The sequence below is a fragment of the Flavobacterium sp. KS-LB2 genome (assembly GCF_036895565.1).
Classification (GTDB): domain Bacteria; phylum Bacteroidota; class Bacteroidia; order Flavobacteriales; family Flavobacteriaceae; genus Flavobacterium.
Genome location: NZ_CP145904.1, coordinates 178,760 through 197,523, shown reverse-complemented (window position 1 = coordinate 197,523; position 18,764 = coordinate 178,760). Strand labels below are relative to the sequence as shown.

Annotated in this window: 18 protein-coding genes; 8 read left to right on the top strand and 10 right to left on the bottom strand. The window is 32.9% G+C overall.

The window, feature by feature from the left end; translation table 11 throughout:
- Window positions 1-6: 6 nt before the first annotated feature.
- From V5J73_RS00915 to V5J73_RS00900, 4 genes are all read right to left on the bottom strand, one after another.
- Window positions 7-2,031 (bottom strand): tetratricopeptide repeat protein, encoded by a 2,025-nt coding sequence (locus V5J73_RS00915; protein WP_338646943.1) that lies wholly within the window; start codon window positions 2,029-2,031, stop codon window positions 7-9.
- A gap of 105 nt (window positions 2,032-2,136) precedes the next feature.
- Window positions 2,137-2,421, bottom strand: a complete 285-nt coding sequence (locus tag V5J73_RS00910) for a 3-oxoacyl-ACP reductase (RefSeq protein WP_338646941.1) — start codon at window positions 2,419-2,421, stop codon at window positions 2,137-2,139.
- 175 nt (window positions 2,422-2,596) lie between these two features.
- Window positions 2,597-3,409 carry a LytR/AlgR family response regulator transcription factor gene (locus tag V5J73_RS00905; RefSeq protein WP_338646940.1) on the bottom strand — a complete coding sequence of 271 codons (813 nt, stop codon included), beginning with the start codon at window positions 3,407-3,409 and terminating at the stop codon, window positions 2,597-2,599.
- 351 nt (window positions 3,410-3,760) lie between these two features.
- Entirely contained in the window at window positions 3,761-5,302 is a 1,542-nt protein-coding gene (locus V5J73_RS00900) for a glycine--tRNA ligase (RefSeq protein WP_338646939.1), read from the bottom strand.
- A 97-nt stretch (window positions 5,303-5,399) separates the two neighbouring features.
- Here V5J73_RS00900 and V5J73_RS00895 point away from each other — a divergent pair, with 97 nt between their 5' ends.
- Window positions 5,400-6,083 carry a ComF family protein gene (locus V5J73_RS00895; RefSeq protein WP_338646938.1) on the top strand — a complete coding sequence of 228 codons (684 nt, stop codon included), beginning with the start codon at window positions 5,400-5,402 and terminating at the stop codon, window positions 6,081-6,083.
- A gap of 282 nt (window positions 6,084-6,365) precedes the next feature.
- The gene (locus V5J73_RS00890; RefSeq protein WP_338646937.1) at window positions 6,366-6,974 is read left to right on the top strand and encodes a superoxide dismutase; all 609 of its coding nucleotides are present in this window, start codon (window positions 6,366-6,368) and stop codon (window positions 6,972-6,974) included.
- A 303-nt stretch (window positions 6,975-7,277) separates the two neighbouring features.
- On the opposite strand, the gene V5J73_RS00885 is transcribed toward V5J73_RS00890, so the two are convergent.
- The 4 genes from V5J73_RS00885 to purN form a co-directional block, all read right to left on the bottom strand.
- The gene (locus V5J73_RS00885) at window positions 7,278-9,176 is read right to left on the bottom strand and encodes an amidophosphoribosyltransferase (RefSeq protein ID WP_338646936.1); all 1,899 of its coding nucleotides are present in this window, start codon (window positions 9,174-9,176) and stop codon (window positions 7,278-7,280) included.
- A 129-nt stretch (window positions 9,177-9,305) separates the two neighbouring features.
- On the bottom strand, window positions 9,306-10,229 hold the full coding sequence (locus V5J73_RS00880; protein WP_338646935.1) for a PfkB family carbohydrate kinase: 924 nt from the start codon (window positions 10,227-10,229) through the stop codon (window positions 9,306-9,308).
- Window positions 10,230-10,324: 95 nt separating this feature from the next.
- Window positions 10,325-10,804 carry a ribonuclease HI gene (rnhA, locus tag V5J73_RS00875; protein ID WP_338646933.1) on the bottom strand — a complete coding sequence of 160 codons (480 nt, stop codon included), beginning with the start codon at window positions 10,802-10,804 and terminating at the stop codon, window positions 10,325-10,327.
- A gap of 7 nt (window positions 10,805-10,811) precedes the next feature.
- Complete coding sequence (gene purN / locus V5J73_RS00870; RefSeq protein ID WP_338646932.1) at window positions 10,812-11,381, bottom strand: phosphoribosylglycinamide formyltransferase; 570 nt, start codon at window positions 11,379-11,381, stop codon at window positions 10,812-10,814.
- Window positions 11,382-11,557: 176 nt separating this feature from the next.
- Here purN and V5J73_RS00865 point away from each other — a divergent pair, with 176 nt between their 5' ends.
- From V5J73_RS00865 to V5J73_RS00840, 6 genes are all read left to right on the top strand, one after another.
- A complete protein-coding gene (locus V5J73_RS00865; RefSeq protein WP_007137004.1) occupies window positions 11,558-11,794 on the top strand; it encodes an acyl carrier protein in 237 nt (78 codons plus the stop codon).
- Window positions 11,795-11,975: 181 nt separating this feature from the next.
- Entirely contained in the window at window positions 11,976-13,229 is a 1,254-nt protein-coding gene (gene fabF, locus V5J73_RS00860) for a beta-ketoacyl-ACP synthase II (RefSeq protein WP_338646931.1), read from the top strand.
- Between the two features lie 9 nt (window positions 13,230-13,238).
- The gene (locus V5J73_RS00855; RefSeq protein ID WP_338646930.1) at window positions 13,239-13,979 is read left to right on the top strand and encodes a ribonuclease III family protein; all 741 of its coding nucleotides are present in this window, start codon (window positions 13,239-13,241) and stop codon (window positions 13,977-13,979) included.
- Between the two features lie 114 nt (window positions 13,980-14,093).
- Window positions 14,094-14,582, top strand: coding sequence for an IPExxxVDY family protein (locus V5J73_RS00850; protein ID WP_338646929.1), 489 nt, complete (start codon window positions 14,094-14,096; stop codon window positions 14,580-14,582).
- A 5-nt stretch (window positions 14,583-14,587) separates the two neighbouring features.
- A complete protein-coding gene (gene pyk, locus V5J73_RS00845) occupies window positions 14,588-16,018 on the top strand; it encodes a pyruvate kinase (RefSeq protein ID WP_338646928.1) in 1,431 nt (476 codons plus the stop codon).
- A 177-nt stretch (window positions 16,019-16,195) separates the two neighbouring features.
- Window positions 16,196-16,966, top strand: coding sequence for a Bax inhibitor-1/YccA family protein (locus V5J73_RS00840; protein WP_338646926.1), 771 nt, complete (start codon window positions 16,196-16,198; stop codon window positions 16,964-16,966).
- Window positions 16,967-17,019: 53 nt separating this feature from the next.
- Here the strand turns inward: V5J73_RS00840 and V5J73_RS00835 are convergent, their stop codons facing one another.
- The gene (locus V5J73_RS00835; RefSeq protein WP_338646923.1) at window positions 17,020-17,535 is read right to left on the bottom strand and encodes a PAS domain-containing protein; all 516 of its coding nucleotides are present in this window, start codon (window positions 17,533-17,535) and stop codon (window positions 17,020-17,022) included.
- Window positions 17,536-17,631: 96 nt separating this feature from the next.
- Window positions 17,632-18,714, bottom strand: a complete 1,083-nt coding sequence (gene dinB, locus V5J73_RS00830; protein ID WP_338646922.1) for a DNA polymerase IV — start codon at window positions 18,712-18,714, stop codon at window positions 17,632-17,634.
- Window positions 18,715-18,764: the final 50 nt, after the last annotated feature.

The following is an 18,764-nucleotide window of genomic DNA, read 5'->3' as shown; positions in this document are numbered from 1 at the left end:
TTATATTTATTCTATTGGGACTGTAATTGTTATGATTGTACCTTCTCCTTTTTTCGATTTTATATCAACAACTCCATCACATTCATTGGTTCGAAAAAGTATATTCTGCAAGCCAATTCCTTTTTTCGCTGTTTTAACATTAAATCCTACACCATCATCACTCATAATCAAAATCAGGTGATCTTCTTCTTTTTTAAGTTCAATTTTAATAGTTTCTGCTGTAGCATACTTATTACTATTTTGGAGTGATTCTTGAAGAATTCGATATAGATTAATTTTGACTGAATTAGGAACCATTTCCCATTTTATGCGCGAATCGATACTTGAAACTAGTTTTGATTTATAGGTCTTTTTTTGTTCTTCGAATAAATTATTAACTATTGCGACGAAGTTATTAATTAATTCTGATTTCTCTCTATTTAGATCATGAGAAATTTCACGAATATCTTGTTCAATATTTTTCAACTCTGATAAGTAGTTTGTTCTTTGGTTAATCGCTTGCTCATCTTGAAAAGTATTTAACCCATCTAAATTCATTCGCACACCAAACATTCGTCCCAAAACACCGTCGTGTAATTCGCGAGCCACTCTTTTCTTCTCTTCGACCCTACTACTTTCTATTGAATTTTGTTGCGATAGCATCAAACTATAGATTTCCTCATTGGCTTTTTGTTGTTGTTGTTTGAACAGTAACTCTCTATTTTTAGCTTTCTGCGTTTTAATTACAAAAGTAAACAAACCCAACATTGCTAATCCACTGAAAATATAAACTAGATTCCTGTTCTGCTCTACTAGATTAGTATTTTCGCTCTTAATTTGATCCGTTTCATATTCAATACGAGTGAATTTTTCACCTATTTTTCGCTCTGCTTTTTGCAAGCTGTCGTTGATATGAATGTATTGCTTGTTATATGTAGACGACTTTTCTGGCTCTATAATGGAGAGTTGTTTAAGAATCAATAAAACACTTTTGTAGTTTTTTACTTGCTTAGCTAAAACAAGAGACTCTTTTGCATATTTCAAAGATTTAACAGAATCTTTTTTTGATGCAAAATATTCTGACAATCGCATTTTACTGACAAGAATACCAGATGTTAATTGTAAACTTTCACGAAGTTCAAGTGATTGATAAAACTGTTCTGGTAAGTCAATAAAATCAGCTGTTTTAAATTTTGAATAGGCTAAATTATCAATTAACATCGCATACACAAATGGTTTGTCTGTTTTTAAATCTTTTTGATTTAAACCTTCTCTAAAATAGCTGATGGCTTTTTCATGCCGGTTCATATTTTGATACACATACCCCATATTGTTTAGCGAAGTTGCTTTAGACTGAAAAACTGATGGAATTGTTTTATCATCTATACTAGCTAACGCCTTGTCATTAAATTCAATTGCTTTTTCATAATCCCCAAGCTCATTATAAATTAACCCCAAATGATTGTATGATTCATATACTATATCACTTGCTTTTTCCCCTTTCACAACTCGCAAAGCATTAAATACAGCTATTTCACTTCCTAGAAAATCCCCCGCATTAAATTGCAGTATTGCTTTATTCAATCGAGTTCTTGCCAAATTATAAATATCATTGCGCTGCAAATACATTTTCTCTGCTTTGAAATAATAAATAAAAGCACTATCCGAAACAGCCTGTGATGCATAAAAATCCCCTAAATAGGTATAAGCTTTAGCGATATTGATTGTATCTTGGGTACTTTTCGATTTTTCTAAAACAATATTTACTGTTTGTTTAAAATCAGCCCAATTATCCATATTATAATAGCGATTCGCTACTTTGAACAAATTAGCTTTATTTAAAGAATCATTTGGTTGGTCTACAATAATCGCAAAAGCTTTTTGATTAAATTCTTTTCTTTTTTCACGTGACAAATTGAAGTCGTTTGCCATAGAAAGATAAGAAGATAGACTGTCCTCTGAAGAATTAATTATAGTATTGAATTCATTCTTTTTGGAACATCCAAAAAAAACCAACAAAATAATTAACAATATAAGATAAATACTTTTCAACAGTTCTTTTTGAATTTTATCAAAAATAGTAAAACTATTCACATAAAAAAAGGCTATCAACAAAATTGACAGCCTTAAGCTATTTAAATTAAGATAAAATCTTAATTAATCTACTTTTTTATTTCCTCCTGTTGCACCAGCTCCAACTATATCTATTTTTTTATTTCCTCCTGTTGCACCAGCTCCAACTATATCAATTTTTTTATTTCCTCCTGTTGCACCTGCTCCAACTATATCTATTTTTTTATTTCCTCCTGTTGCACCTGCTCCAACTATATCAACACTATTAGTTTTATCTGTACTAATTGTTGTGTTAGATTCTGGTGTAGTAAAAGATGTTAATATCATTACTAAAGAGAATAATCCGATTGTTAAGATTGCTTTTTTCATAATTTGGGTTTTTATGTTGTTGTTTTATTTGTCTTGTTTTGGAACCACAATCAGCTGCGATTCTTTTGTAAAACTACACAGACAACTTTAAAATTTCCTACAAAAAAAGGGGTTTATGGTAGAATGTGGCCTTTTGAGAGTGAATGACTACCAAATTAGAGTGAATGACTATTTTTTAAATTTCTAAGTAATTTCCATTAGAAAAATCAGAAATAATAAGGTCAATATTTACCTTATACGATTTGGAGAAAGGAAGCTTTACAGCACTATTCTTAATATAACATACTGAGTTTCCACTGTGAATTCTAGAAATATAATTACGATTTACGATATAACTGTTGTGAATTCTAATAAATGGAAAGGATAAGACTCCTTCGAAATGCTTTAATGTTTTGAAAGCTGTTATCATTTCACCAGTATTTAGATATATATCCGTAGAATTATTATCCGCTTGAAAATAGCAAATATCTCTGGCAGCAATATATCTGTAATCACCATAGGATTTAATACACAAAATTAGAGAATGATCTTGATTGGGTATTTCTTGTCTCGCTAAAACTGTCGGCTCTGCATCTACAACTAATGTTTGTTCTGAAACAATTTCTTTAGGAACAATTGATTTATTTAATTTTAAAACTGACTTTACAACATCTATTCGTTTCAACGGCTTTAATAAATAATCAAAAACCTCATATTTTATAGCTTCAAAAGCTAAATCTTTCCCAGCCGTGGTAATTATAATTTTAGGAATTACCTTTAAATATCGGTACAACTCATTTATTAGAGCTAACGACAAATTACTAGCAGTATTAGCTGGATCAATCTCTAAAAAAACTAGTTGTGGAGTATGCTCGAGTATTAGATTTAAACCATCTTCATAATTATCAGCCGATGCTACAAAATCAAGTTCTGAAAAACTATCAGCTATAGCTTTAGTCTTCAAAACACTTTCTTGATCGTCGTCAATAATAATGTACGAATAATTCATCAATGGTTTTTCCTGGAATTGTTAGGCATTACATTATGCGTCCAAAGTAAAATATACTTTAAATTATTAAGTAATAATGGTAGTTTTGGGAAACTAGTTAAACAAAAAACTCTTATTTAACATTCTAAAAATAAGCATTTAACCTTTTTTTCATATATGTTGTTAATATGTTTTTAACAAATGTTGACATGTTAAGATGAAGTGCAAATAAATCCGATAAAGAGCGTAAATCAATAATGCCAATAACTCTTTTTTATTAATTCAATGTCTAATAAAAATTATCCCATACTATTCTCCAAACAAAAAAGCTTTCCAAATTGGAAAGCTTTTCTTGTATAAAAAAAAAATTAATTACATCTTCATCAACCAGTTTTTTATTGAAACCTCATTCTCGATAATGGATTTCAAGTCTGCAATAGCAACACGGTCTTGTTTCATAGTATCTCTGTGACGAATCGTTACGGTTTGATCTTCGATGGTCTGATGATCAACTGTAATACAAAACGGTGTTCCTAATGCATCTTGTCTTCTGTAACGTCTTCCTACTGCATCTTTTTCATCATAAGAAACATTGAAATCCCAACGTAAATCATCAATGATTTTGTGTGCGATTTCTGGCAATCCATCTTTTTTAACCAAAGGTAAAATTGCTGCTTTTGTTGGCGCCAAAACAGCTGGTAATTTCAGCACTGTTCTTGTCGAGCCATCTTCTAATGTTTCTTCCTTTAATGAAGTAGCAAAAACCGCTAAAAACATTCTATCTAATCCTACTGAAGTTTCCACAACATAAGGAACATAATTTTGATTCAATTCAGCATCAAAATACTGTAATTTTCTACCAGAAAACTGTTCGTGTGCTTTCAAGTCAAAATCAGTTCTGGAGTGAATTCCTTCCAATTCTTTGAATCCAAAAGGGAAATTAAATTCAATATCAGCCGCAGCATTCGCATAATGCGCTAGTTTTTCATGATCGTGGAAACGGTAATTTTCTTTTCCTAAACCAAGAGACAAATGCCATTTTAAACGGGCTTCTTTCCAGAATTCGTAATGCTTCATTTCTTCGCCTGGACGTACAAAAAATTGCATTTCCATTTGTTCAAACTCACGCATACGGAAGATAAATTGTCTTGCTACAATTTCATTTCTAAACGCTTTTCCAGTTTGTGCAATTCCAAAAGGAACTTTCATTCGTCCTGACTTTTGTACATTCAGAAAATTTACAAAAATACCTTGAGCCGTTTCTGGTCGCAAATATAAATCCATTGCTGAATCCGCTGAAGCTCCAAGTTTTGTTCCGAACATCAAGTTAAACTGACGCACTTCGGTCCAATTTCTTGAACCAGATTCTGGACAAGCAATTTCTAATTCTTCGATTAATGCTTTTACATCTTCAAGATCTTCATTCCCAAGAGAACGCGCCATTCTTTCTAGAATTTCTCTTTCTTTGGCTTTGTACTCCATTACACGAGCATTTGTCGTAACAAATTCTTGTTCATTGAAAGCATCACCAAAACGAGTTCTTGCTTTTTCGATTTCTTTGATTGCTTTCTGATTTAGCTTTTCGGCATAATCTTCAATCAAAACATCAGCTCTATATCTTCTTTTTGAATCTTTGTTGTCAATTAATGGATCGTTAAAAGCATCAACATGACCAGATGCTTTCCAAGTAGTTGGATGCATCAATATTGCCGCGTCAAGACCCACAATGTTATCGTTCATTTGAACCATTGCTTTCCACCAATATTCACGTATGTTCTTTTTTAATTCTACTCCGTTTTGTGCATAATCATAGACCGCACTTAAACCATCGTATATTTCGCTTGACGGAAAAATAAATCCGTATTCTTTTGCGTGCGAAACTACATTCTTAAATAAATCTTCTTGTTTTGCCATAATGATGCAAAAATATAAAAAGTGAACTTAAAAAAAAGAAAATTGTTTAAGATTGAAGCATTGATTTGTCTATTTTTATAAATAAATCCCTGATTACATGTTTAAAAGCCTTATAAATCTCTTTTTTCCAAAAGTCTGTTCCGGTTGCAGCTCTTTTTTATTGTCCAATGAAAATGTAATTTGCACAGTTTGCAGACATGATATTCCGCTGACGAATCATCACTTGAATCCAGAAAATGAGGCTTTCAAAAAGTTTTATGGACGAATTCCCGTAATGCATACTTCGGCCTTATTTTATTTTCATAAAAAGGGAATTGTACAGGAGCTCATTCATAATTTGAAATACAAAGGACATGAAGAAATAGGGGCAATTCTTGGCGAATGGTACGCTGAAGATTTAAAAACAATCGATTTATTACAATCTGTTGATGAAATTATTCCGGTTCCATTGCACCGAAGAAAACTAAAAGAAAGAGGCTACAATCAAGTTACTGCTTTTGGAAAAGCACTTTCTTCTAGTTTAAATGTAATTTATAATGACTCACTTTTGATTAGGAATGTATATTCAAAAACACAATCTAAGAAAAATTTACTAGGCAGAACAGAAGGAATCGAAAGTACTTTTGATGTTACTTTTACTGAAAAAGATCACAACAAACATTTCCTTCTAATTGATGACGTCATCACAACAGGATCAACACTAGAAGCTTGTTCCAGAGCCTTATTGAAAATTCCAGGCGCAAAAATTAGTATTGTTTGCATGGCAATGGCGCAATCGTAATTTAAAACAGACTAGTAATTTTAGTCACAGACGTTTTTTTGCCCTAATTACCTCACCTAACTTTTATTCTCATAGGATTTCAGTGAACTTCGTTTGAAGTAGAAAGCAGGACACGAGCGAAGTGAACTTACAAGTAAATAGCCCCTGAAAATAAGCCCATTACAACTCCAAAGAGTATACCATCAATTAATTTAATGAAATTATAACGAAATAGAATTTCCGTTTCCAAAGTTTAATGTTTAAATTTGAATAAATTTTTATAAATCATTAAACAATCATATTATGGCTTTTGAATTACCACAATTACCTTATGCGTATGACGCATTAGAACCTCATATTGATGCTCGTACAATGGAAATCCATCATTCTAAACATCACAATGCTTACACTACAAATTTGAATGCTGCTGTTGCAGGAACAGATATGGAAGGTAAGACGATTGAAAACATCTTAATTAATCTTGATATGAAAAACATGCCTGTTCGTAACAATGGTGGTGGTTTTTACAATCATAACTTGTTTTGGACTATAATGACACCTAACGGTGGCGGACTTCCAACAGGAGATTTATTGACTGCTATTGAAGCAGCTTTTGGAACTTTCGAAGAATTTAAAGCTAGTTTCAGCAAAGCTGGAGCAACACAATTTGGTTCTGGATGGGCTTGGCTTTGTGTTCATAAAGGTGGAAAAGTAGAAGTATGTGGTACTCCTAACCAAGACAACCCGTTAATGCCAGGTGTAGGTTGTGGCGGAACACCAATCTTAGCAATGGATGTTTGGGAACATGCTTACTATTTGCATTATCAAAACAGAAGACCTGATTATATCGAAGCTTTTTTCAATGTAATTAACTGGACGGAAGTATCAAGAAGATTTGCTTTAGAGAAATAAAAAGAGAGTCAGATGAAAGAATAAAGACTTCAAAATTACTATTGTCTTTATTGTTATTTCTTTTATCTTAAAACAAAAAGCGCCGATTTCTACATTTAGAAATCAGCGCTTTTTGTTTATGTCATTTTTTCACTTTATTCCAATAAAAAAGGTGGAATCTCTTCCACCCTTTTTGCCCCAAATCTACCATAAACTTAACCTACTAATGTTATGGTGATTCAAATTTATACTAGTTCTTCGTTGCCACCAAATAAATTAGATGAACAACTTAGAAAACCGATTAAAAACTCATAGACTTAATTATTAGTATGCTCTAGCATCTTTCCCTTCATAGAAATTCATGAATGCTCGGTTCACCACACGGTTCCCACCAGGCGTAGGATAATCACCCGTAAAGTACCAATCCCCTAAGTTCTTTGGACAAGCGACATGTAAATCCTCTACTGTTTGAAAAATAATTTTTACTTCGGCTTTTATCTCTGGAGAGCTCAACATTTGTGCAATTTTATCTGAAACCTCTTGTGGTTGAAAAGGTGCATATATTGCCGTTACATAATTTATAACTTCGCTATCCTTGAAATTTTCTTGTGCTTTACATTTCAGATATACTTCATCAACAATATGATATAAATTCCTTTCTTTAAGCAATTCTAATGCCGCTTTAAAAGCCACTAAACCTTCCAGTTTAGCCATGTCAATTCCGTAACAATCCGGGTAGCGTATTTGCGGTGCCGAAGATACAATAACGATTCGTTTTGGATTTAAACGATCCATCATTTTGATAATACTCATTTTCAAGGTTGTACCTCGAACTATACTATCATCTATTATTACCAAATTATCGGTTGGTTTAATTACACCATAAGTAACATCATACACGTGGGCTACTAAATCATCTCGACTACTGTCCTCAGTAATAAAGGTTCTAAGTTTTGCATCTTTAATAGCTACTTTTTCAGTACGTATTTTTACCGAAAGTAATTCTTGTAAAGAATCCTTTGTCAATGTATCTCTATTTTCAAGAATATAATTATTCTTTCTTTGATTCAAGAAATCTTGAGCAGCTTCGACTAATCCGTAAAATGAAGTTTCAGCCGTATTTGGTATGTATGAGAAAACTGTATTATCTGTGTCTTCGTCTATCGACTTTAAAACAGCAGGCAAAATCAATTTTCCTAGATTTTTTCTTTCTTGATATATTTCAGCATCACTCCCTCTAGAGAAATAAATTCGTTCAAAAGAACAGGCTTTTTTAACCGTTGGAGGAAGAATTTCCTTCATTGAAATGGTTCCGTTTTTCTTGATGATTAACGCGTTTCCTGGTTCAATCTCCTGAACTTTTTCAAAAGGCACATTAAAAACAGTTTGAATAACAGGTCTTTCTGAAGCTACCACCACTATCTCATCATCTTGATAAAAATACGCGGGACGAATTCCTGCCGGGTCTCTAAAAACAAACGAGTCTCCATGACCTAAAAGCCCTGCCATCGCGTAACCACCATCTAAATTTTTTGAAGCTCGCGTCAAAATTTTCGCTACATCTAATCGCTCTGCAATTACTGGCGAGGCTTCTCTTTTAGTAAGCCCCTCGTTTTTACATTCTTGGTACAAATCCGTCACTGCATCATCAAGAAAATGACCTATTTTTTCCATTACGGTAACAGTATCCGCCATTTCTTTTGGATGCTGTCCTAGTTCAACCAAACTTTGGAAAAGTTCTTTAACATTAGTCATATTAAAGTTTCCTGCCAAAATTAAGTTCCTATGCATCCAGTTATTCTGACGTAAAAAAGGATGAACACTTTCAATGCTATTTTTACCAAAAGTTCCATAACGAACATGTCCCAAAAACAATTCCCCTAAATATGGGATTTTTTGTTTTTGCAAAGCAACATTATCAGCATATTCGGGATGAGCTGCCATTTCCTCATTGATTCTATCGTTTATTTGAGCAAAAACATCTTGAATAGGTTGAGCATGATTAGAACGCACTCTACTAATGTAACGTTCTCCAGGTTCTACATCTAATTTTATGCTAGCAAAACCCGCTCCGTCTTGCCCGCGATTGTGCTGCTTTTCCATAAGAAGATACATTTTTTGTATTCCGTAGAAAGCAGTTCCGTATTTCTCTTTATAAAATTCAAGCGGTTTGAGTAGTCTAATTAAGGCTATACCACACTCGTGTTTTAAAGCATCGCTCATTGTAAGGTTGTTTGTGTTGTTGTGTTATTCTAAAATAAATTGAACTGATTTAAAAATACCAATAAATCAGATGTATTTCCCTGCTAATTTTATTGAACAAAAAAACCTCGTTTCCGAGGTTTCAGTGCATTATAATTCTATATCAAATTGTGTCAGTGATTTAAATTGTTGCAATCTGGACACCACTTCTTTTTTATCTAAATCCAGCATTTTTTCGGTTCCAAATTTCTCCACACAAAAGGAAGCCAAATTAGATCCTTGAATAATTGCATTCTTCATATTTTCGAATGAAATATTTTCGCTCTGCGTTAAGTAACCTGCAAATCCTCCCGCAAAGGTATCTCCTGCTCCAGTTGGATCAAAAACTTCTTCAAGAGGTAAAGCTGGTGCAAAGAAAACTTCTTTGTTATGAAAAATAAGTGCTCCGTGTTCTCCTTTTTTAATCACGACATATTTAGGTCCCATAGTGTGAATTTTTGCAGCCGCTTTCACTAATGAATATTCTCCCGAAAGTTGTCTTGCTTCCTCGTCGTTAATCGTAATTACATCGACACGTTTTATTACGTCCATCAATTCTGGTAAAGCGCAATCCATCCAAAAATTCATAGTATCCAATACCACCAATTTAGGTTGTGTTTCCATTTGGTCCAAAACACTGCTTTGTACTAGTGGATGTAAGTTCCCTAACATTACTATTTCAGCATTTTTATAATCTTGAGGGACTTTTGGTTGGAAATCAGCCAAAACGTTTAACTCAGTAACTAATGTATCTCTTGAATTCAAATCATTGTGGTAAAGACCACTCCAAAAAAAAGTTTTTCCACCATTTACAACTTCAAGACCTGAAATATCAATGTTTCTTGCAGTCAATAAATCCAAATATTCTTGGGGAAAATCATCACCAACTACAGAAACTATAGCCGATTGTACATTAAAAAAAGAAGCAGATAAACCGATATAAGTTGCTGCACCACCTAAAATTTTGTCCGTTTTCCCAAATGGAGTTTCAATTGCGTCGAAAGCTACTGTTCCAACAATCAATAATTTATTCATTATATACGTTTCGAATTAAGGCGCAAAGATAGTTTATAAGTTGTAAAGTTGCAAAGGGTCTAAAGCGTAAAGTTTTGCCAATTTATATCCTTGAATCATAACAATTTTGCCTCTTCTTTTTCATAGAAAGTATCGACAGAAAGTTGCTTTTGCATCGAAGCCATTACGGCTAATTCATCGCACCTTTCGTTTTGAATATGATTGTTATGCCCTTTTATCCATTTGAAATCAACTTTATGTCTTCTGTAGACTATTAAAAAACGTTTCCACAAGTCGGAATTTTTTCTATCCACAAATCCTTTTTTTTCCCAGCCTAAAACCCATTTTTTCTCTACTGAATCTACCACATATTTTGAATCAGAAACTACTAAAACCCTAGTGTTGGGATTTTTTAATTTTTCAAGACCTACAATAACCGCCAAAAGCTCCATCCTATTATTAGTCGTACGCCGAAAACCTTCATAGAATTCTTTCTTATACGGTTTCCCTACCCATTCCATCACCACCCCATAACCACCGTTTCCGGGATTTCCTTTGGCAGCTCCATCCGTATATATATGTACGTCGTGTTCCATTAATGAATTAGGATTTTTGATTTAGGATTCCTTCAATTACCGTTGGGAAATATTTTTGTTCTAATTCATGTATTTTTGCAGCAACTTCTTCTGGAGTTTCATCACCTGATAAAGCAACTTTTTTTTGGAAAATAATATTGCCTTCATCGTAATTTTCATCAACAAAATGAATGGTAATTCCAGTTTCCACTTCTTTATTTCCAACTATTGCTCTATGAATATACATACCGTACATTCCTTTCCCACCATATTTTGGCAACAATGCTGGATGAATATTTATGATCTTATCCGGATAGACTGAGATGATATTTTCAGGAAATTTTAATAAAAATCCTGCCAAAACGATTAAATCAGGTTGAATTTCATTTAATTTTTGTAATACAATTCCTTCTATTAATTCTTCTTTTGAGAAAATAATTGATGGAACTCCGTAGTTTTTTGCTCTTTCAATCACTTGAGCACTTTGGTTATTTGTAAACACGGCTTCGACAGTTCCAATTTCTGTTTTCTCAAAATATTTTATAATATTTTCAGCATTAGTACCCGATCCAGAAGCAAAAACGACAATTTTTTTCATAACCAGTCAAATTTTAATTGCACAAAAAAAGGCATAAAAATCGAAAATAAATAACATTGCGACAGCTTTGTTGAAATAAATTTCATAAATTAGATGTCACATTTATTAACTAAATAGTTGTTTTAAAATAAAGTTTTTTATTTTTGCCAACAAATTAAATTCTAAAATTAAAGATTATGTCAGACATTGCATCAAGAGTAAAAGCGATTATCGTAGACAAATTAGGCGTTGACGAAAACGAAGTTGTAACAGAAGCAAGCTTCACTAATGATTTAGGAGCTGACTCATTAGACACTGTTGAGCTTATTATGGAATTCGAAAAAGAATTTGACATTCAAATTCCAGACGATCAAGCAGAAAACATCGCTACTGTAGGTCAAGCAATCTCTTACATCGAGGAAGCTAAAAAATAATAAATTACACACCCGTTTGCAATCTTGTAAACGGGTGTTATTATTTTTTTTTAAATTAAATTCGAGATTGAATTTCAATCAAAACTATATTTATTGTAATACCCATGGCTCTTTCGTAATAGTAATACAGTAAAGAAAGCATGGGTTTTATTTGTTTAAAGATAACAAAAATAAAGAATTTATGGTACTAAGACGAGTTGTTGTAACAGGTTTAGGCGCTCTTACACCCATTGGAAATAACATTGAAGAGTATTGGAACGGGCTTATTAACGGCGTTAGTGGAGCTGCTCCAATCACTTATTTTGACGCTTCAAAATTTAAAACTCATTTTGCATGCGAATTGAAAAATTTTAATGCTGAAGATTTCTTAGACAGAAAAGAGGCTAGAAAAATGGACCGCTATGCACAATACGCAATGGTGTCATCTGAAGAAGCTGTAAATGATGCTGGTTTCAACCTAGAAACTTTAGACAAAGACAGAGCAGGAGTTATTTGGGGTTCAGGAATAGGTGGATTAGAAACTTTTCAAATCGAAATGTTGAATTTTGCAGCAGGCGATGGAACTCCTAAATTCAATCCTTTTTTTATTCCAAAAATGATTTCGGATATAGCTTGTGGCCATATTTCTATAAAATACGGATTCAGAGGTCCTAATTTCGCTACTGTATCTGCTTGTGCCTCCTCTACAAATGCTATTATTGACGCTTTCAACTACATCCGATTAGGCCATGCAGACGTTATGGTGACTGGTGGATCTGAAGCTGCAGTAACCATAGCAGGAATGGGTGGTTTTAATGCAATGCATGCTTTATCAACAAGAAATGACGACCCAAAAACAGCTTCAAGACCTATGGACAAAGACCGTGACGGTTTTGTTTTAGGAGAAGGAGCAGGAGCTTTGATTCTTGAAGAATACGAACATGCTATGGCTCGTGGAGCAAAAATATATTGCGAAATTGGTGGTGGCGGAATGTCAGCAGATGCACATCACATTACTGCTCCTCATCCTGATGGATTGGGCGCTAAAAACGTAATGCTAAACTGCTTGAGAGATGCTGGTTTAAAACCAACTGATGTTGATGGAGTAAATATGCACGGAACTTCAACACCCCTAGGCGATATGGCTGAGTCAAAAGCTATTTTACATGTATTTGGTGAACATGCTTATACTATGAATTTAAATTCAACTAAATCCATGACCGGCCATTTACTTGGTGCAGCTGGTGCAGTTGAAACAATTTCTTCTATACTTTCTATGAAACATGGAATAGTACCACCTACCATAAATCATTTAACAAATGACGAAAGCATTGATTCTAAATTAAATTTTACTTTCAACAAAGCTCAAAAAAGAGAAATGAATGTTGTTATGAGTAATACTTTTGGTTTTGGCGGTCACAATGCATGTGTATTGGTGAAAAAATTAGAAATCTAATCATTATATATGCGTATAATCAGAAAAATATTTTCAAAATCCCGTTCTCCAGAAGACGGGATTTTTTTTGATTCTATTCAGAAAATCTTGGGTTTTGACCCAATAAATTTAGACTACTACAGAAAAGCCTTCACACATCGTTCCTCAAATCGCTTGGATGTTTTAGGAAACCCAATTAATTACGAACGATTAGAGTTTTTAGGCGATGCTATGCTAAGCTCTGTAATTGCTGCACATTTATTTAGCAAAGCACCTGCTGGAGACGAAGGTTATCTTACTAAAATGCGTTCAAAAATTGTAAGTAGAGAGCATTTGAATGAATTAGGGAAAGACCTAAATTTAGTACAATATATAGAAAGCAAAGTGCCTATTCAGCATTTTGGAGAAAACATACACGGGAATATTTTTGAATCACTAGTAGGAGCCATTTATCTTGACAGAGGCTATGTCTATTGTGAAAAATTCATTCAGAAAAGAGTTGTAATTCCTTATGTAGATATTGCAAGACTCGAAGGAAAAGTAATTAGTTATAAAAGTTTGGTAATAGAATGGTGCCAAAAAGAAAAGAAAATATTTCATTATGATATTTTCGAAGATAACGCAATTGACGGACAACGTTTATTTGGCGTCAAACTTAGCATTGATGACAAAGTAATTGCAAAAGCAAGAGCAACCTCAAAAAAGAAAGCAGAAGAAAAAGCATCCCAACGCGCTTATTTTGCATTTCAAGAAAAAATGGATAGGAAATAATATCAATTTCCATAAAACTATAACGTTTTCGTTCATAAATTAACAAAAACATCTTATTTTGAGAGGTCTACGCTTCAATAGAAATACTATATTTACATCTTATTTTTTAATGAAATGGCAATTCTTAAATTGAATCTTGACGAATTTGACGAAATAGATTACTATTTGATCGCAATTCACACTTCATTAGAGGACTATAGATTGGCTTATTTTATTAATCAAAAGCTACCTATAAATTTGAGTAAAAGTAAAAATGAAATTCAAATTAATATAAAAGAAGGAGAAACAAATTTTTCGAGATTTCAGTACAGCGACATCGAAAAAGAAATTTCTTGGGATTTGATTCAAAATAAAAATGAAGTAATTCAATATAAAAAAGACAATACTCAAAATTTATTTTCAAATGTAACTATGGAAGTTTCAACAAAAGTTTTTTTACTTCCAGAATTTAAAAAAGTAGATTACTTTTTAAAAATAGAAAATAATGATGATACCGTAAATTTATCAAAAATACAGATACTATTAAATACCATAGATAATGTATCAACAGTTTATACGGTAGATACAAATCAAATAAAATCAAAAAACAATTTAATTTTTTAATACCAATGCTTACAAACAAAAAAACTAAAATTGTAGCCACACTAGGGCCTGCATGTAGTACAAGAGAAATCATAAAAGACATGATTGATGCCGGTGTAAATGTATTTAGAGTGAATTTCTCACATGCCGACTACGAAGATGTAAAAGAAAAAATTAATATCATACGAGGTCTTAATGAAGAATTTGGCTATACAACTGCAATCCTTGGTGATTTACAAGGACCTAAACTTCGCGTAGGAGTTATGGAAGAAGGTGTAGTAGTACATGACGGAGATTTAATTACTTTTACTACTGCTGAGGACATCCTTGGTACAGCAAAGAAAGTATTCATGAAATACCAAAACTTTCCAAATGATGTAAATCCTGGAGAAAGAATTTTGCTAGACGACGGAAAACTTATTTTTGAAATTGTTGAAACTGATAAAAAATCAGAAGTTATAGCAAGAGTAATTCAAGGTGGTGAATTGAAATCTAAAAAAGGTGTAAATCTTCCTAATACCAAAATTTCTCTTCCCGCAATGACTGAGAAAGATATAGCAGATGCAATTTTTGCTATTGGACAAAATGTTGATTGGATTGCATTATCTTTTGTAAAAACACCAAGAGACTTACAAGATCTACAAGAATTAATTGCAGAGCACTCTGAATATAAAATTCCAATTGTTGCCAAAATAGAAATGCCAGAAGCATTAGAGAACATCGACAAGATTGTTGCCTATTGTGATGCTTTAATGGTGGCTCGTGGAGATTTAGGAGTAGAACTTCCTGCTCATGAAGTACCTTTAGTTCAAAAAGAATTAATTCGCAGAGCTAAAACTGCTCGTATTCCTGTTATTGTTGCTACGCAAATGATGGAAACAATGATCACTAGCCTTACGCCAACACGTGCCGAGGTAAATGACGTTGCAAACTCCGTTATGGATGGTGCAGATGCAGTAATGCTTTCTGGAGAAACTGCTACCGGAAATTATCCAGTTCAAGTAATTCAAAAAATGACTCAAATTATTGAAGCAGTTGAGGATTCTCCGCTAATTCAAGTACCACAAAATACACCGCAAATCAAAACAAAACGTTTTATTACTAAAACAATTTGTCATCATGCTGCAACCATGGCCAATGTAATCAAAGCTAAAGCAATTTGTACTTTGACAAATAGTGGCTATACTGCTTTCCAAATTTCGGCTTGGAGACCTAACGCACATATTTTAGTTTTTACTTCTAACAAAAGAATCCTTACGCAACTCAACCTTTTATGGGGTGTAAAATCTTTTATGTACACTAAAGATGTAAGCACTGATGATACTGTAATTGACATAAACGAAATTGTAAAACAAAAAGGTTTTGTACAAAAAGGAGATTTCCTTATCAATTTAGCTGCAATGCCTATTAAAGATAAAGGGATGGTTAATACCTTAAGAGTATCCGAAATAGAATAGTTTAAACACTACTTAAATACTTATCCGTCTTGTCTCGTTTTAAAAACGAAACAAGACGGATTTTTTTATATATAAGCCTAATGCAACATGACTATGCTTCAAAAAAAATTAAGATTTTTTTAAACTGTCTTCTGCAAAATAAAATTTATATTTGAATAACAAATAACCCTACAAATTATGAATTTCAATTCTAAAAATCCATTTTTAAATAACAAAACATTTTCCACTGCTGTTTCAAAAAATGAGGAAGTACATCATGCTACAATCATCGATTATAACAATGAAATGACTTTGTCAGGAACTATAAATAAGAGTTTGATTTTATTTTTACTTCTTACTGCATCAGCAACAGTCATCTGGTGGTTGACTTTTAATGGTATGAACCCTATAGTTCCTGCAATTGGAGGCGCAATTGTTGGATTAGTTTTAGTTCTTATTTCAGCTTTCAAACCACAATACTCTCCCTATTTAGCTCCTGGATACGCTTTATTTGAAGGGCTATTTATTGGTGGAATTTCAGCAATATTTGAAGCCATGTATCCAGGGATTGTAATTCAAGCCGTTGGAGCAACGTTTGTCACATTTATGGTTTGTCTGGGATTGTATAAATTTAAAATCGTAAAAGTAACGGAACAATTCAAATCAGTTGTTGTAGCAGCTACACTTGCTATAGCGACTTATTATCTAATATCTTGGTTGTTTTCTATGTTTACTAGCTTTGTGCCTGTTCATTATGGCAATTCGATTATGAGTATTGGAATTAGTGTTTTTGTAATTGTAATTGCTGCTTTGAATCTATTTTTAGATTTTGACCGAATCGAAAAAGGAGCCGAACAAAAAATGCCAAAATATATGGAATGGTATGGTGCAATGGGATTAATGATTACATTGGTTTGGTTGTATATCGAGTTTTTAAGATTACTCTCTAAATTGAATAGTAAAAATTAAACCCCGCTGATTATAAAAGAGAAAACCTTTCCAAATTGGAAAGGTTTTCTCTTTTAAGCGGCTTTCTCAAAAGCTATATAATGGCTTAATTGTCCTTTAACATTAAAAACGGGAAAGCCTTTTATTAAGCAGGCATATACATCTCCATTTTTTTTATAATTCATAACTGTTTTTTCAAAAGGCTGATGGAGTGAGATAGAATCTCTTATTTCGCGGGAGATTGTCAAATCGGTTACATCTCCTTGAAAAATCTTAGGATTTTTACCCAAAACTTCTGATTCTACATAACCATTCATCTTTATCATATTGTGTGAAGCAAAAACAATATTTAATTTAGCATCTGTCACAATTACAACCTCTTCCCTCAATCGTGTTTTTAAATCCCAATTGTTATCAATCCATTTACTTTGAGTGGCAAATGCTTGAATCTTATTCAAATCTTGAAAGATATTTTTCATCACAATTAAAAAATCATTATGAAAATTCCAAGAAGAAACAGGAACTGTTTTAACACTTAAGCCACCGTGATACTTGGCAATAGCCTCTTCATACTCTCTAAAATTATTCATATCATTATGTATTAAAGAACCAAATATAATTTTATTTATAAAAAGAAAAGCACATATTGTAGACTTTAACCATTGTTGAAGGAGTCAGTTAGGGCATTAAAAATCAAATTTTAACTGTACAACAACAAATTTTTTCTCTTCAGTGTTTAAATTACTAAGTGAAATTCCTAGTAACCGAACAGAATCCTTCATACGTTCCTGATACAACAACTCCTTTACAATTTCTAAAATCAATCCTTTATCTGAGATGAAATAAGGCAAGGTTTTGCTCCGCGTTTGTTGCGTAAAATCACTGTACTTTATTTTTAAAGTGATCGTTTTCCCAGCTACATTGTGTCTTTTTAATCTTTTTTCTAATGCATTAGCAATACTATCCAACTTTTCAATCATGAAAATTTCTGAAGAGAGATTGACATCAAAAGTATGTTCAGCAGCAACTGATTTTGTAATTCGATTAGATTTTACTTCACTATTGTGAATTCCTCTCACGACATTATAATAAAAATTTCCGGATTTCCCAAAATGCTTCTCTAGGAACTCCAATGTTTTGCTTTTCAATTCCACTCCAGTAAAAATTCCCAATTGATACATTTTTTCGGTGGTTACTTTTCCAACACCATAAAATTTCCGAATAGGCAATTCTTCCAAGAATGAAATAACTTCATCTGGATTTACCGTTTTTTGACCATTGGGCTTATTGTAATCACTGGCAATTTTAGCCACAAACTTATTCACTGATATTCCTGCCGAAGCCGTTAAACCCACTTCGTTGAAAATGCGTTGTCTTATTTCCTGTGCCAATAGAGTAGCACTAGGATTTCCTTTTTTATTATTGGTTACATCTAAATAAGCTTCATCTAGCGACAGTGGTTCTACTAGATCAGTATATTCATAAAAAATCTTTTGAATTTTGCTCGAAATCTCCTTGTATCTGTCAAAACGTGGTTTCACAAAAATAAGTTCTGGACAATTTTTTTTGGCCATAACGCCACTGATAGCGCTTCGAACTCCAAATTTCCTAGCTTCATAACTTGCCGCTGCAACTACACCTCGATTTTCTGAACCACCGACAGCGATAGGTTTTCCACGCAATAAAGGATTATCCATTTGCTCTACCGAAGCATAGAAGGCATCCATATCTACGTGTATAATTTTTCTATTTGGAATTAATTCCTGCATCTAAATGATTGAATATCCACTATTCTTTTCGAATAGTTTAATAGTACTAA

What these genes read in the sequence shown, in the direction of transcription:
- dinB (WP_338646922.1), bottom strand. Translation starts at nt 18,714, where the DNA reads ATGCAGGAATTAATTCCAAATAGAAAAATTATACACGTAGATATGGAT.
- V5J73_RS00840 (WP_338646926.1), top strand. Translation starts at nt 16,196, where the DNA reads ATGAATTTCAATTCTAAAAATCCATTTTTAAATAACAAAACATTTTCC.
- V5J73_RS00865 (WP_007137004.1), top strand. Translation starts at nt 11,558, where the DNA reads ATGTCAGACATTGCATCAAGAGTAAAAGCGATTATCGTAGACAAATTA.
- V5J73_RS00835 (WP_338646923.1), bottom strand. Translation starts at nt 17,535, where the DNA reads ATGAATAATTTTAGAGAGTATGAAGAGGCTATTGCCAAGTATCACGGT.
- V5J73_RS00910 (WP_338646941.1), bottom strand. Translation starts at nt 2,421, where the DNA reads ATGAAAAAAGCAATCTTAACAATCGGATTATTCTCTTTAGTAATGATA.
- purN (WP_338646932.1), bottom strand. Translation starts at nt 11,381, where the DNA reads ATGAAAAAAATTGTCGTTTTTGCTTCTGGATCGGGTACTAATGCTGAA.
- V5J73_RS00855 (WP_338646930.1), top strand. Translation starts at nt 13,239, where the DNA reads ATGCGTATAATCAGAAAAATATTTTCAAAATCCCGTTCTCCAGAAGAC.
- V5J73_RS00895 (WP_338646938.1), top strand. Translation starts at nt 5,400, where the DNA reads ATGTTTAAAAGCCTTATAAATCTCTTTTTTCCAAAAGTCTGTTCCGGT.
- rnhA (WP_338646933.1), bottom strand. Translation starts at nt 10,804, where the DNA reads ATGGAACACGACGTACATATATATACGGATGGAGCTGCCAAAGGAAAT.
- V5J73_RS00885 (WP_338646936.1), bottom strand. Translation starts at nt 9,176, where the DNA reads ATGAGCGATGCTTTAAAACACGAGTGTGGTATAGCCTTAATTAGACTA.
- pyk (WP_338646928.1), top strand. Translation starts at nt 14,588, where the DNA reads ATGCTTACAAACAAAAAAACTAAAATTGTAGCCACACTAGGGCCTGCA.
- fabF (WP_338646931.1), top strand. Translation starts at nt 11,976, where the DNA reads ATGGTACTAAGACGAGTTGTTGTAACAGGTTTAGGCGCTCTTACACCC.
- V5J73_RS00880 (WP_338646935.1), bottom strand. Translation starts at nt 10,229, where the DNA reads ATGAATAAATTATTGATTGTTGGAACAGTAGCTTTCGACGCAATTGAA.
- V5J73_RS00900 (WP_338646939.1), bottom strand. Translation starts at nt 5,302, where the DNA reads ATGGCAAAACAAGAAGATTTATTTAAGAATGTAGTTTCGCACGCAAAA.
- V5J73_RS00890 (WP_338646937.1), top strand. Translation starts at nt 6,366, where the DNA reads ATGGCTTTTGAATTACCACAATTACCTTATGCGTATGACGCATTAGAA.
- V5J73_RS00850 (WP_338646929.1), top strand. Translation starts at nt 14,094, where the DNA reads ATGGCAATTCTTAAATTGAATCTTGACGAATTTGACGAAATAGATTAC.
- V5J73_RS00905 (WP_338646940.1), bottom strand. Translation starts at nt 3,409, where the DNA reads ATGAATTATTCGTACATTATTATTGACGACGATCAAGAAAGTGTTTTG.